The 12,651-nt window shown below is 71.5% G+C and carries 13 protein-coding genes; 12 read left to right on the top strand and 1 reads right to left on the bottom strand.

Annotated features, from left to right (window positions below; genetic code table 11):
• Window positions 1-359 precede the first annotated feature (359 nt).
• From ADL12_RS49010 to ADL12_RS48990, 5 genes are read left to right on the top strand one after another with little or no spacing between them, the layout of a single operon-like run.
• The gene (locus ADL12_RS49010; RefSeq protein ID WP_031482330.1) at window positions 360-545 is read left to right on the top strand and encodes a hypothetical protein; all 186 of its coding nucleotides are present in this window, start codon (window positions 360-362) and stop codon (window positions 543-545) included.
• A gap of 21 nt (window positions 546-566) precedes the next feature.
• Window positions 567-1,277: a hypothetical protein gene (locus ADL12_RS49005; RefSeq protein WP_062715735.1), complete on the top strand. Its 711-nt coding sequence runs from the start codon at window positions 567-569 to the stop codon at window positions 1,275-1,277.
• A complete protein-coding gene (locus ADL12_RS49000; protein WP_062715734.1) occupies window positions 1,274-2,308 on the top strand; it encodes a DUF6895 family protein in 1,035 nt (344 codons plus the stop codon). Before ADL12_RS49005 ends, ADL12_RS49000 begins: the two co-directional genes overlap by 4 nt.
• The gene (locus ADL12_RS48995) at window positions 2,305-3,225 is read left to right on the top strand and encodes a DUF6895 family protein (protein WP_062715733.1); all 921 of its coding nucleotides are present in this window, start codon (window positions 2,305-2,307) and stop codon (window positions 3,223-3,225) included. Before ADL12_RS49000 ends, ADL12_RS48995 begins: the two co-directional genes overlap by 4 nt.
• A complete protein-coding gene (locus tag ADL12_RS48990; RefSeq protein ID WP_062715732.1) occupies window positions 3,222-4,313 on the top strand; it encodes a serine hydrolase domain-containing protein in 1,092 nt (363 codons plus the stop codon). The genes ADL12_RS48995 and ADL12_RS48990 overlap by 4 nt, the downstream gene beginning before the upstream one ends.
• A gap of 102 nt (window positions 4,314-4,415) precedes the next feature.
• Here ADL12_RS48990 and ADL12_RS48985 read toward each other — a convergent pair whose 3' ends face one another.
• Complete coding sequence (locus tag ADL12_RS48985) at window positions 4,416-5,780, bottom strand: alpha-lytic protease prodomain-containing protein (protein ID WP_062715731.1); 1,365 nt, start codon at window positions 5,778-5,780, stop codon at window positions 4,416-4,418.
• Window positions 5,781-6,005: 225 nt separating this feature from the next.
• Here ADL12_RS48985 and ADL12_RS48980 point away from each other — a divergent pair, with 225 nt between their 5' ends.
• From ADL12_RS48980 to ADL12_RS48950, 7 genes are all read left to right on the top strand, one after another.
• Window positions 6,006-6,455, top strand: coding sequence for a Fur family transcriptional regulator (locus ADL12_RS48980; RefSeq protein WP_062715730.1), 450 nt, complete (start codon window positions 6,006-6,008; stop codon window positions 6,453-6,455).
• Window positions 6,456-6,479: 24 nt separating this feature from the next.
• Complete coding sequence (katG, locus tag ADL12_RS48975; protein ID WP_062715729.1) at window positions 6,480-8,693, top strand: catalase/peroxidase HPI; 2,214 nt, start codon at window positions 6,480-6,482, stop codon at window positions 8,691-8,693.
• Between the two features lie 234 nt (window positions 8,694-8,927).
• Window positions 8,928-10,034 (top strand): NAD(P)/FAD-dependent oxidoreductase, encoded by a 1,107-nt coding sequence (locus ADL12_RS48970; protein ID WP_062715728.1) that lies wholly within the window; start codon window positions 8,928-8,930, stop codon window positions 10,032-10,034.
• Between the two features lie 153 nt (window positions 10,035-10,187).
• Window positions 10,188-10,883 (top strand): hypothetical protein, encoded by a 696-nt coding sequence (locus ADL12_RS48965; RefSeq protein ID WP_062715727.1) that lies wholly within the window; start codon window positions 10,188-10,190, stop codon window positions 10,881-10,883.
• Window positions 10,880-11,167, top strand: coding sequence for a BON domain-containing protein (locus tag ADL12_RS48960; protein ID WP_062715726.1), 288 nt, complete (start codon window positions 10,880-10,882; stop codon window positions 11,165-11,167). The genes ADL12_RS48965 and ADL12_RS48960 overlap by 4 nt, the downstream gene beginning before the upstream one ends.
• Window positions 11,164-11,928: a metallophosphoesterase family protein gene (locus ADL12_RS48955; RefSeq protein ID WP_062715725.1), complete on the top strand. Its 765-nt coding sequence runs from the start codon at window positions 11,164-11,166 to the stop codon at window positions 11,926-11,928. The genes ADL12_RS48960 and ADL12_RS48955 overlap by 4 nt, the downstream gene beginning before the upstream one ends.
• Window positions 11,929-12,077: 149 nt before the next feature.
• Window positions 12,078-12,605 (top strand): hypothetical protein, encoded by a 528-nt coding sequence (locus ADL12_RS48950; protein WP_062715724.1) that lies wholly within the window; start codon window positions 12,078-12,080, stop codon window positions 12,603-12,605.
• The last annotated feature ends 46 nt before the right edge of the window (window positions 12,606-12,651 follow it).

The raw sequence follows: 12,651 nt of genomic DNA, 5'->3' as shown, positions 1-12,651 counted from the left end.
GGCCCCCGCGACAGCCACCACCAGCAACCCGACCACCCACGGCCTGACCAGCACGGTCCGCACCCGCCCCATCCCGTTCCTCCTCCTGAGAACCATCCGCCGTCACCCCATTGAACGGAACGAACGGCCCTCCCGGCGCCCGGAGCTGATTACAGAACACTTACGTCCCGGCAGGACAGGTCGTTCGTGCCGGTGACCGCGTGGGCCTGAGCGGGCGACCTTGAGAACGCCCTGGCCGACGTCCGGGCGAGATGTTGGAGAAGTGACGTAACGCGTCTCTTGGGAAAAGATGCGCGCTTTGTGGCCATGTGGTGACCTTGGTTGTGGAGGCTATGGCTGACCCCAGAGGAGATGGTGATATGCCTTCCATTGACAAGGCGATCGAGGACATCACCGGCGTCCGGAGCGACCTAGAGGCGGCACTTGACCCTGCCGAACCCGACGGCGTCTACCGTGACAGCCGGGAGTGCGCCGCCCTGGCGCTGCTCTCCGCAGACACCAAGCTGCTGCTGTCCCCGCCGACCCCTCGCCCCAAGAAGGGCTAGCGGACCGACGGGAGCAGCTTGATGGAGCAGTCAGGCACTTCGGCCCTCTTGCAGGGCGCGGTGCAGGACATTGCGTCCGACGTGGTCTCCGCCCTCCGGGGTGGAGACCACGTGCGCATGTCCGGCACGGGGGCCATGGACGACGTCGAGGGAAGTCTCACCCTCGCGGCCGTACGTGTGTTGGGAGCAGACCTGCTGCTGCCGCACGTACTCTTCCCGACTCCGCCCGCCCCGGAGGCACTTGCCGTCTTCCGCAGGACGGTGGAGGCCTTCCCGCCGCGCCCCGACGCGGCACCCACCGTCAAGTGGAGCCACTGGGCGATGAGTCGGACCCTGCGCCGGCTCGACACATCCCTGGCCGGCACACCCGCCGGGGACCAGCCCCCGGAACAGGACGCCGGCTGGCTCGACGAGGCGACGTGGCAGGTGCTGACGCACCAACTCGCGGTGCTGGCGCCCCTCGCCGTGCCCGGTGCGGACTGCGCGGTGGCCCGCGCCGCCCAGCGCCGCCCGGTCGACGTGGCCCGGGGCTTCGTGCGGGCCGTGCGCCGCAGGGACTGGCAACAGGCGGCCGGAGCGGGACGCTGGCTGACCCTGATCGACGGGGTCCCGGAGACACTCGGCCTCGAAACGGGGCTGGACTTCGTGGAACTGATGGGCGGCAACGACCCCCGGGTGGCCCTTCAGGTCCAGGCGGCACGGGTCGTGCGGGCGGCCGGAGCGCTCGTATGACCGCCCTGGGCGTCAGGGAGATCCACGAGGTGGGAGCCGCCGCGTTCGCATGGCTGTCCGCGCACCGGGGCGACTTCGCGTTGGGCGAGGACGCGCTCACCGCGGACGGCCATGTGGACGCCACCTGGAAACCGCTCGGCGAACTGGCTCAGACATGCGCGAGCGTACGCGCGCACACCCCGCCGTCCGATCCGCTGCACACGTGCGCCTCGGACCTGCTGCGGTTCGCCTGGCAGCAGACCGGCCGTGGCGAGCTCTTCCTGCGACTCCAGCAGTCGGAACCCTTCGCGACATACCCGCTGGAGATCTACTCCGTCTTCGCCTCGGCCGGGCTGCGGCACCCCCGGTACGAGGCCGCCGCCGCCACGACGGCCCGCACCCGCGGCTGGCGGCTCACCGAGCAGGAACCGACCCGCCGGCTCGGCGTCCTCAAAGCCGAGCGGCGCAGCGGCATCCGACGCCCGGAGCGGGACGCGGAGGCGCTGCGGCGCACCTGGCTGGGCGGACTGCCGGAGCCGTGGACGTTCGAGCGCTCCGCCGGGTACGCGCTCACCCACGTCGTCTTCCACCTCACCGACTGGGGCCGCACCCCTGCGGGCGTCCCCGCTGACCTGGCCGCCTACCTCGCCCACTGGCTGCCGCCCTGGCTCGACACCTGTCTGGACGCCGGGATGTGGGACCTCGGCTGCGAGTTGTTGGTCGTGGCCGCGAGCCTCCCACGTCCGCCCGACCACGCGACCCTTCAGCACGCCTGGACCCGGATCGCGCGGGCCCAGCACGACTCCGGCGCGCTCCCGCAGCAGGCCCCGGACTCCCGGGGCGACGCCCGAGCCGACTCCTGGGACGAGGCCGGAGCGGACCCGGAGCCGGACTTCCTCCAGTGCTACCACTCGACCCTGATGGCGGCCTTCGCGGCGGCACAGACCGTCAAGTACCTCACGGGCGAAGCCCACGAGGACGGTGCCGAAGACCGTGCAGCGTACGTGGGCGGCGCGCAGAACCGGTACAGGGGACAAGGAGTGCCCGGATGACCGACACCCGTCTGATGCACACCGTCGGCGTCCGCGCCCTGGAGTGGCTGTGGGCCCATCGCGACGGATTCCGCCTGGAGCCCGACGTCGATCCGGAAGTGGGCTTCCTCGAGCGCTTCAAACCCGTCGGCGAACTGGCCCTGATCTGCAGGGTGTTGTTCCGCGAGGGCGTGGCCGGATCACGGCAGGCCGAACTGGCGCGCAAGCTCCTCGACCACACCTGGCGGCACACGCTGGACGGCGGTCGCATGCTGGCACGCGGCCAGTGCATCGAGCCGCTGTCGCCCATCCCGTTCGAGGTGTACCTGCCGTACAAGGAACTCGGGTACAGCGAGCCCGAGGTGGAGCGCGCCACCGTCCTCTACCACCGGCTCGACAGCTGGGCGGCCCTCGAACTGGACCCGACCCGGCGCCTCGGACTGTCCGCGTTCCAGCGCCGCTTCGGCTTCACGCCCCGCACGCCCGAGACGGACATCGTCGGTTCGACCTGGCTGGCGCGCACCCCCGAGCCCTGGACGGTCAGCGGGCACATCGCCTACGACGTCACCCACACGGTGTTCCACCTCACCGACTGGGGAGAGCACCCCGACGCCCTGCCGCCGGACATCGCCGACTACCTCGCCATGTGGCTGCCGGTCTGGATCGACGACTGGCTGGATCTCGAGCGCTGGGACCTGCTCGGCGAACTCCTGGTCGTCGACGCCTGCCTGCCCCGCCCCACCCTGGACGAACGGGCCTGGGAGGGCTTTGCCGCCGCGCAGCAGCCCGACGGCGCCATGCCCGCCGTACGGACGCTGCCCGAGGGCGAACCGGACGAGGTGTTCGACGTCGTCTACCACCCGACGCTGGTCGCCGCTTTCGCCTCCGTGCTGGCCACCTCCCGGGCCCTCACCGAGCTGACGCACGTCACCTCATGACCGGCCCGTCCGTGCTCTGGCCGGGCGCCGAGGACGACTTGGACCACCCCCGCGCGGGCGGCTGCCTCGGCACCGACGACGCGTTGCGGGAGCGGCTGCAGAGCGCCGTCGGCGCCGTCGACGCGCCCGACGCCGTCATCGCCGTGTCCCGGTCCGGTCGCCGCACCCTGCACTGCGGTGGCACCGCCCCGCCCCCACCGGTCCCGCGGCAGGACCTGCGCTACGAGATCGGTTCGGCCACGAAGGCGTTCACCGGGCTGCTGCTGGCCCAGCTCATCCGGCGCGGCCTGCTGACCGGGGGCGAGTCGGCCGCCGCCTGTCTGGACCCGGGCCGACGGGACGACGCGCGGCCGGTGACGCTCGCGCACCTCATCACGCACACCGCCGGACTGCCCGCCCTGCCGGCCGACTTCTACCTGCGGGCGCTGCCCGCCTGGCGCACCAACCCCTACGGTCGCTATCCGGCCGAGCGGGTGGCCGACGCCTTCCTGCGCCACCGCCACCGCCACCGCCCCCGACACCGGCCCGGCACCCGGTGGCACTACTCCAACTTCGGCGTCGCCGTGCTCGGCCACGCTGTCGCCGCGGCGACCGGCACGGCGTGGGAGGAGCTGCTCGGCGCACACGTGCTGCGTCCGCTCGGCCTGAGCGGCACCGCTCTGCGCGCGGAGGACCCGAAGACCGACGCCGTCGGGTACGGCAAGGACGGCCGCACACCCACCCTCGCCTTCGACGCGGGCGGCTTCCAGGCGGCGGGTGCCCTCCGCGCCACCCCGCACGACCTGCTCACGTTCCTCGAAGCCCACCTCGACCCGGCCGGCTCGCCGCAGGCCGACGCCCTGCGGGCGGTGCGCACGCCCGTGCTCCGACGCGGCCCGGGACACCGGCACGTGCACACGATGGCGTGGTTCCGGCACCCCACGAACGGCGGACCGATGTACTTCCACAGCGGGGCGACCCTCGGCCAGCAGGCCTTCCTGGGCTTCAGGCCCGACACGGGCACGGCCCTGGTCGCCCTGTGTACCCGCCGCTTCCGCGCCCGCGACTCCTTCATCGCCGCCGCGTACGGGCTCCTCGCGGAGGAGTAGTCCCCGCAAAGCGGCCGGTGCGGAGCCGAAACCGAGCCCCGCACCGGCAGAGTCCTACGACGTCTGACTCCTGCAACGTCCGACCTCTACGACGTACGACTCCTACAGCCGCTGCCACAGGGCCGGAGTGGAGCCCGGCGACCACGCGCCCTGCGCCTGGTGGGTCTGCACGCACTGGTAGCGCACGCCCGCGTGGGTCACCGTCGTGCCGACCTCGTAGACGCGGCCCGCGGCCCATGTCTCCGTCGCCTCGTTGTCCTCCGGAGCGGGGGTGCCGGCCTGGGCGGGCGCGGTCTTCAGGACGAGGCCGAAGTCGCTGAGGATCGGGTTGATCGGCTGGTAGAAGGTGGTCCCGCCGTCCGTGCAGTCACCCGAGCCACCCGAGGTCACCCCCTGTGCCTGAGAGCCCGAGATGTACGGACCGCCGGAGTCGCCGGGCTCGGCGCACACGGTCGTCTCGGTCACGCCGTCCACGGTGCCCTGGGAGTAGCTGACACTCGTGTCGTGCTGCTCGATGGTGCCGCAGTGCCATCCGGTGGTGGAGCCGGAGCGGCAGATCGACGCCCCGACGAGCGCCTGGACCGAGCCGGTGACCTTTGTCCGCTCACCGTCCTCACCCTCCACGTCGGGCGTGGCTGTCCAGTCGCTGTTGACGCCGACCCAGGACATGTCCTTGCCGGGGAACGTGGAGGCCTGGAACGTGCCCTGTGCGGCCATGTCGGAGCCGCTGGTCGTGTCGCCCTTGCTCCCGCAGTGGCCCGCCGAGGCGAAGCCCTGCTTGTCGTCCTTGGTGACGGAGAACCCGATGGAACAGCGGGCGGTGCCCTCGATGTAGTAGGCGTCGCCGCCGATGAGGTCCCCCAGCAGCCGTGGCCGTTGCGCCGACACACGGATGCCGACGCCCTTGTCCTGGACGCCGGCGGCCTTGATGAAGGCGGTGGCGGCCGATCGCTTGGTCGCCTGGACGACGACCCGGTTCGTCCGTACGTCGACGTACCAGACCGGTGTGTCGCGCGTCTTGACCCGGCCGGCGGCCGTGTCCAGCTTCTTCTTGACGTCCTTGAGTTCGGTCAACGGCCGCTTGACCACCGCGGCCGTCGCGCCCTGGGCCTTGATGGCGGACACGTCGGCGGCGTGCGTGGTCGCGACGGTGAGCTCGTCGGAGGTCGCCCCTCGCAGCCAGGCCCCCGCGAAGTGCTCGCCCAGGGCGTTGCGGAGGCGACCCGCGCGGGCGCCCGCCTCCGCCTCGTTGACCAACCGCTCGGCCGCCTGACCTCGCTTCAACTTCAGGTCACGTTCCAGGGCATGCAGCACCGATGCCGGCGGCCGGTCGGCGCCGAGGGTCTGTGCGGCGGTGGACGCGGGTGGCGGCTCGGCCGCGGCGGCCGAGGTGACCCCGGTGAGGACTAGGGCGCCGAGAGCGGCCAGGGCGGCGCCGCGACCGGCCGCGGTATGTCTGCCGAGCATGCGATGTACCTCCATCGAGTACGAGTGGGATGTCGACCAGCTCAAGGCCTTGACGGAAAGGGGTGCACCGATGCCGGAAAAGACGTTTTTTCGCGCTTTGGGGGGCTCAGGGTGGTGCCATGTGCACCACTCGGAGCCCCCGGCCCCCCCCGTCGAGCGCAGTGCGCCAGAGTTTCATCATTCGTTTTCTTGAATCATTCGTGTTTAGCGAGGTAGGTTGTGCCCATGACCGCATCCCAGATCCCGACCCCAGCCGAGGAGCTGCGCGGTGCCGGCCTGCGGGTGACCGCCGCGCGTGTCGCGCTGCTGGAGGCCGTCCGGGCCGGTGACCACCTCGGCGTCGAGGCCATCGCCTCCGGGGTGCGTGATCGCGTGGGCCATGTCTCCTTGCAGGCCGTGTACGAGGGCCTCCACGCACTGACCGCGGCGGGACTCATCCGCCGTATCGAACCGGCCGGGAGCCCGGCCCGGTTCGAGGGTCGTATCGGCGACAACCACCACCACGTCGTGTGCCGGTCGTGCGGTGTGGTCGCCGACGTCGACTGCGAGGTCGGCGAGGCACCCTGCCTGACCGCGTCCGACGACCACGGCTTCGCCATCGACGAGGCCGAGGTCATCTACTGGGGCCTGTGCCCCGACTGTTCCACTGCCGGCAGTGCACCCCGAGCACTGTGATTCACCTAGTTCGGAAGGTTTCCCATGGCTGAGAACCCCGATGCGATCGTCACTGACGCGAAGACGGAGGGCACCGGTGGCTGCCCCGTCGCGCACGATCGCGCCCCCCACCCGACGCAGGGCGGCGGCAACCGTCAGTGGTGGCCGGAGCGGCTCAACCTGAAGATCCTCGCCAAGGACCCCGTCGTGGCGAACCCGCTCGGCGAGGAGTTCGACTACGCCGAGGCGTTCCAGGCCCTGGACCTGGCGGCCGTGAAACAGGACATCGCCGAGGTGCTGACCACCTCGCAGGACTGGTGGCCCGCCGACTTCGGCAACTACGGCCCGCTGATGGTCCGTATGGCCTGGCACAGCGCCGGCACCTACCGCATCAGCGACGGCCGCGGCGGTGGCGGCCGTGGTCAGCAGCGCTTCGCGCCGCTGAACAGCTGGCCGGACAACGGCAACCTGGACAAGGCCCGCCGTCTGCTGTGGCCGGTCAAGAAGAAGTACGGCCAGTCCATCTCCTGGGCCGACCTCATGATTCTCACGGGTAACGTCGCGCTGGAGCAGATGGGCTTCGAGACGTTCGGCTTCGGCGGCGGCCGCGCCGACGTCTGGGAGGCCGACGAGGACGTGTACTGGGGTCCCGAGACCACCTGGCTCGACGACCAGCGCTACACCGGCGACCGTGAGCTGGAGAACCCGCTCGGCGCCGTCCAGATGGGCCTCATCTACGTCAACCCCGAGGGCCCCAACGGCAACCCGGACCCGCTGGCCGCGGCCCGCGACATCCGTGAGACGTTCCGCCGCATGGCGATGAACGACGAGGAGACCGTCGCGCTGATCGCCGGTGGCCACACCTTCGGCAAGACCCACGGCGCCGGCCCGGCCGACCACGTCGGCAACGACCCCGAGGCCGCCTCCATGGAGGAGCAGGGCCTGGGCTGGAAGTCCACCTACGGCACCGGCAAGGGCGGCGACGCCATCACCTCCGGTCTCGAGGTCACCTGGACCACCAAGCCCACCCAGTGGAGCAACGACTTCTTCGACATCCTCTTCGGCTACGAGTGGGAGCTCACCCAGAGCCCCGCCGGCGCCAACCAGTGGGTGGCCAAGGACTCCGAGGAGATCATCCCGGACGCCCACGACGCGTCGAAGAAGCGTCGGCCCACGATGCTCACCACCGACCTCTCGCTGCGCTTCGACCCGATCTACGGCGAGATCTCGAAGCGCTTCCACGAGAACCCGGACCAGTTCGCGGACGCCTTCGCCCGCGCCTGGTACAAGCTGACCCACCGTGACATGGGCCCGAAGTCCCTGTACCTCGGCCCGGAGGTCCCGGCGGAGACGCTGCTGTGGCAGGACCCGCTGCCGCAGGCCGAGGGCGAGGCCATCGACGCCGCCGACGTCACGGCCCTCAAGGCCAAGCTCCTCGACTCGGGGCTGACCGTCTCGCAGCTGGTCGGCACCGCGTGGGCGTCGGCCTCGACGTTCCGCGGCAGCGACAAGCGCGGCGGTGCCAACGGCGCCCGCATCCGCCTGGAGCCGCAGCGCGGCTGGGAGGTCAACAACCCGGACGAGCTCGCCCAGGTCCTGCGCGTCCTCGAGGGTGTCCAGGCCGAGTTCAACTCCGGTGCCAAGAAGGTCTCCCTGGCCGACCTGATCGTCCTCGGCGGTTCCGCCGCGGTCGAGAAGGCCGCGAAGGACGCCGGCTTCGACGTGGAGGTGCCCTTCACGCCGGGCCGTGTGGACGCCACCGAGGAGCACACCGACGTGGAGTCCTTCGCCGCGCTGGAGCCGACCGCGGACGGCTTCCGCAACTACCTCGGCAAGGGCAACCGCCTGCCGGCCGAGTACCTGCTGCTCGACAAGGCGAACCTGCTCACCCTGAGCGCCCCCGAGCTGACCGTCCTCGTCGGCGGTCTGCGCGTCCTCGGCGCCAACCAGGGCGGCTCGTCGCACGGCGTCTTCACCGACGCCCCGGGCAAGCTGACCAACGACTTCTTCGTCAACCTGCTCGACCTGGGCACGACGTGGAAGTCGACCTCCGGCGACCAGACGACCTTCGAGGGCCGTGACGCCTCGGGCGAGGTCAAGTGGACCGGTACCCGTGCCGACCTCGTCTTCGGCTCGAACTCCGAGCTGCGCGCGCTCGCGGAGGTCTACGCGAGCGACGACGCGAAGGAGAAGTTCGTGACCGACTTCGTCGAGGCGTGGGTCAAGGTCATGAACCTGGACCGGTTCGACCTCGTCTGATCCGTTCCGAGCATGACGTCATGACGTCCAGGCCGGCCCGCACGGGTCGGCCTGGACGTCGGCGTTTTGCGCGCGGGCACCTCACAGGTCGCACTTTTCACAGAACGCACACCGGGCTCCATCAACCCTTTAAGTTTCAAACGATAGGGTCGCCGACAGGGGAGTGGCCGACGGCGGCCCACCCGCCGTGCCACTTGCTCCTTCTCTCCCCCCCCACAGCACAGGAGACTCGGCGTGCATGACGGCGACGTAGTGGTGATCGGCGGCGGCTATGCGGGCGTCCGTCTGGCGAAGCGACTGGACGCGGCGGCGCGGGTCACGCTGGTGGACCGCAAGGAGGTCTTCTTCCACCGCATCGCCTCCCTGCGCGCCGGCGTGCGTCCGGACTGGTCGCACACCCCCTTCATCCCCTACGACCGGCTGCTGCGCAACGGCCGCGTGGCCGTGGGCAAGGCAGTCCGCATCGACACCGCCGAACGGCAGGTGATGCTCGCGACGGGGGAGCGGCTCCCGTACGACGTGCTGGTGATCGCCACCGGCGCCGACTACCCCGAACCGGCCCGCTTCACCGGCACCACCACCGAGGAGGCGGTGAAGTCCTTCACCACGCACCAGCAGCAGATCGCTTCAGCGGAGCACATCCTCGTCGTCGGCGGCGGGCCCTCCGGGGTCGAGCTCAGCGCCGAGATCCGCCTCGCCCGGCCGGACACCCGGGTCACGCTCGCCCACTCCGGGCCGGAGCTGCTGCACGCCACGGGCAGCGCGCGGGCCGGGCGCAAGGCGCGGGCCTGGCTGGAGTCCCATGACGTGAACGTGTGGCTCGACGCCTTCATGTCCCCCGGCAACGACTTCGGCACCTACCGCGACGCCCGCGGAAACGTCATCGAGGCCGACCGCTCCTTCTGGGCGACCGGCACCACGCCCAACACGCTCTGGCTGCGCCTGGCCGGGCACGGGGACTGGCTGAACGAGACCGGGCACGTGAAGGTCGACCAGGCGCTCCGCGTCCAGGGATGGCTGGACGTGTTCGCGGTCGGCGACGTGAACGACGCCACCGAGGTCAAGATCACCCCGGCCGCACTCGCCCAGGCGGACCTGGCCGCCCACAACATCCGCGCCTACCTGAACAGCGGCGGCAAGCACCGCAAGGAGCCCCGCTTCTACCGTCCGGTCCACCGCACCCCGCTCATCGTGCCGTTCGGCCCGGCCGACGGCGTGACGATGCTGCCCGTGCCGGGCGGCGAAACGGCGGTCCTCGGCAGCCGCACCACGACCATCGCCAAGGCGAAGACCCTCATGACCCCGTACATGCGACGCCAGCTGGGCTACACAGCGGCGTGAGGGGCGGGACGTGCCGGCACTGCCCGGCACGTCCCGCTACCCGCAGGTGTGCCGTATCGAAGCCTGCGTGCCGGGGTACCCGGAGCCTTTCCAGCCCGCCCCGGGCCCCGGCAGGGGCCCGCGCCGGACGGCAGGACGGCGAACGGAGTCGTCATGACGCGGAACCGGGAGAGCGCGACGCCCGCTCGACGAGCCGGGGCGCCTCGGCTGCGCCCGGTCGGGGAGAGCCCGATCCAGCCGGGCTCGCGGGAGCCGCACGCGCACAACAACCAGGAACCGCCCCGTGATCGAAGCCAGGCGATCCTCGAGGCGGCGAAGCAGGTCGGCGTGCTCCTCAAACGCAACGGGCACACGTTCGCCCTGGCCGGAAGCGTGGCCGTCTACGCCCACGGCGGCAGCGGTCACCTGCAGCACGACGCCGACTTCTGCGTACGCCGCGCAGACGCCGAAGCCGTGGCGGACACCCTGACCGAAGCGGGCCTCACGGTGCGTACACCGCCGGAGGACTGGCTGATGAAGACCACATGCCTCGGCCAGGAGGTCGACCTGCTCTCCGAACTCGGGCACCGCTCGGTCACCTCGGACATGCTGGCCCGGGCTCAGGATCTCCCGGTCGACTCGGTGCACATGCCCGTCCTGGCGGCGACGGATCTCATGCGGGCGCTGATCGAGCCCTTCTCGGAGCACCACTGCGACTTCGGACCGGTGCTCGCCGCGGCCCGCGCCCTGCGCGAGAAGGTCGACTGGGACGACGTACGGAGTTCCTGCGGGGACAGACCGATGCCCGCCGCGTTCTTCTTCCTTCTCGAGCGCCTGAACGTCATCGCCCCACGGAAGGAGCCCCGATGAGCGCATACGCCGCCCGGCCCGCTCCCGGCGCCGGTGGAGCGCAGAACCTGGACTACCGCGTGGCCCATCTCGCCGACCATCTGGCCGCCGGGGACCTCGGCGAGCTGGGTGTGCGCATCGAGATCCGTGGCGAGGCGGTTCTGCTGACCGGCACCGTGCCGTCCGCGCAATGCCGTGACGACGTCCTGCGCATGGCCCGCGACGAGCTGCCGGAAACCCCCGTCCACTGCGACATCGTGGTCGCGGACGCCTCCGCGCCCGACCACGCCGAGGAGGTCGAATGATCCGGATAGCGGCCGTCGGGGACATCCATATGGGGCCCGAGAGCAAGGGCCGGCTCCGTCCCTCGTTCGAGACCCTGCCCGACAGCGCCGACGTCCTGCTGCTCGCCGGGGACCTCACCCGCCACGGGACCCCGGAGGAGGCCCGGGTGGTCGCACGCGAGATCGAGGGCCTGGCGGTCCCGGTGGTCGCGGTCCTGGGCAACCACGATCACCACGCCGACTGCCCCGACGAGGTCGCCGCCGTGCTGCGGGACGCGGGTGCGCGCGTCCTGGAAGGGCAGGCGACCGTGGTGGGCAACGGCGGCGCGCGCATCGGCGTGGCCGGCACGAAGGGGTTCGGCGGCGGATTCGTGGGACGCTGCGCCGGTGAGTTCGGTGAGCCGATCATGAAGGAGTTCGTCCGGTACTCGCGCCGGCGCGCCGACACCCTGCGGGACTCCCTGGTGGAACTGCGGGAGCAGGACTGCGACGTACGTATCGCGCTCACCCACTTCTCGCCGGTGCCGGACACGCTGGCCGGTGAACCTCCCGAGATCTACCCGTTCCTCGGCAGCTATCTGCTGGCTGAGGCGATCGACACCGCAGGCGCCGACCTCGCGGTGCACGGGCACGCCCACCTCGGCACGGAGCACGGCATGACCAGCGGGGGAGTGAAGGTGCGCAACGTGGCACAGCCGGTCATCGGCCGGGCGTTCCACGTCTACCACCTGGCGAGGCCCGAGCGGGCGGCGACCGGTGCCTCGGGCGTCCGGGCGGGCTGAGCCCTGGCGTCCCGGTGTGGGCGAGGCCACGCCGTTCACGAGGCCACAGGCATGTCCGCCGCCCTGGGCAACGGGCTACCGTTTGATGGATTCCCGTTCACCCACCCGATGGATTTGCGTCCATCTCCAGTCTCTCGGACGGCCCGGCAGTGCTCGCAGATCTCTCCCCGCTCATCGCCGCGACCACCCAATGGCTGACGCGCTCCTACCCGGCCTGCGGCGGCGCCCTCGCCGCTGCCCTGGGCGAGGTGCAGGCCCGGCAGGCCGTCACCGTCGCGGCGTGGCTGCGCTACCCGACGCCGACGGACGCTGCCCTGGTCGGCATGGCCGGCCCCGGCGGCTCGGCGGGCCTGGACTGGATCACCGGCGCGGACGCATCCACGCACGACGACGCGGACGACTTCGCCTGGCGCACCTGGGTGGACGAGGTCGTCGCGAGCTGGGCGGCCTGCCTGCTCACCGATGCCGGGCTGGCACCGCTGGCGGTCGCCGCGATCGCCGACGGCGGCCATGCGACCGGCGTGCCGATCGAGTTCCGGCGCCTGGTGTCCCCAGACGCCCGCGACCGCCAGGCAGCGGCCCTCCTGCGCCACCCGGACCTCCTCGCCCCGGTGGCCGCCCTGCACCGCACCGCACTCCACGACCTCCTCGACCCGGGGCAGGCCCTCGTCGCCTGATCCCCTCATCGAGCGTGGTTGCTCACAGCCCTCGGGCGGGCGGACC

Source organism: Streptomyces regalis (genome assembly GCF_001509475.1).
GTDB classification, from domain to species: domain Bacteria; phylum Actinomycetota; class Actinomycetes; order Streptomycetales; family Streptomycetaceae; genus Streptomyces; species Streptomyces regalis.
This window is presented reverse-complemented; position numbering and strand designations above follow the sequence as displayed.

Excerpts from the sequence above, each read along its gene's own strand:
- ADL12_RS48960 (WP_062715726.1), top strand. The coding sequence starts at position 10,880 with ATGAGCGCATACGCCGCCCGGCCCGCTCCCGGCGCCGGTGGAGCGCAG.
- ADL12_RS48955 (WP_062715725.1), top strand. The coding sequence starts at position 11,164 with ATGATCCGGATAGCGGCCGTCGGGGACATCCATATGGGGCCCGAGAGC.
- ADL12_RS48980 (WP_062715730.1), top strand. The coding sequence starts at position 6,006 with ATGACCGCATCCCAGATCCCGACCCCAGCCGAGGAGCTGCGCGGTGCC.
- ADL12_RS49000 (WP_062715734.1), top strand. The coding sequence starts at position 1,274 with ATGACCGCCCTGGGCGTCAGGGAGATCCACGAGGTGGGAGCCGCCGCG.
- katG (WP_062715729.1), top strand. The coding sequence starts at position 6,480 with ATGGCTGAGAACCCCGATGCGATCGTCACTGACGCGAAGACGGAGGGC.
- ADL12_RS48965 (WP_062715727.1), top strand. The coding sequence starts at position 10,188 with ATGACGCGGAACCGGGAGAGCGCGACGCCCGCTCGACGAGCCGGGGCG.
- ADL12_RS48995 (WP_062715733.1), top strand. The coding sequence starts at position 2,305 with ATGACCGACACCCGTCTGATGCACACCGTCGGCGTCCGCGCCCTGGAG.
- ADL12_RS48985 (WP_062715731.1), bottom strand. The coding sequence starts at position 5,780 with ATGCTCGGCAGACATACCGCGGCCGGTCGCGGCGCCGCCCTGGCCGCT.
- ADL12_RS48990 (WP_062715732.1), top strand. The coding sequence starts at position 3,222 with ATGACCGGCCCGTCCGTGCTCTGGCCGGGCGCCGAGGACGACTTGGAC.
- ADL12_RS49005 (WP_062715735.1), top strand. The coding sequence starts at position 567 with ATGGAGCAGTCAGGCACTTCGGCCCTCTTGCAGGGCGCGGTGCAGGAC.
- ADL12_RS49010 (WP_031482330.1), top strand. The coding sequence starts at position 360 with ATGCCTTCCATTGACAAGGCGATCGAGGACATCACCGGCGTCCGGAGC.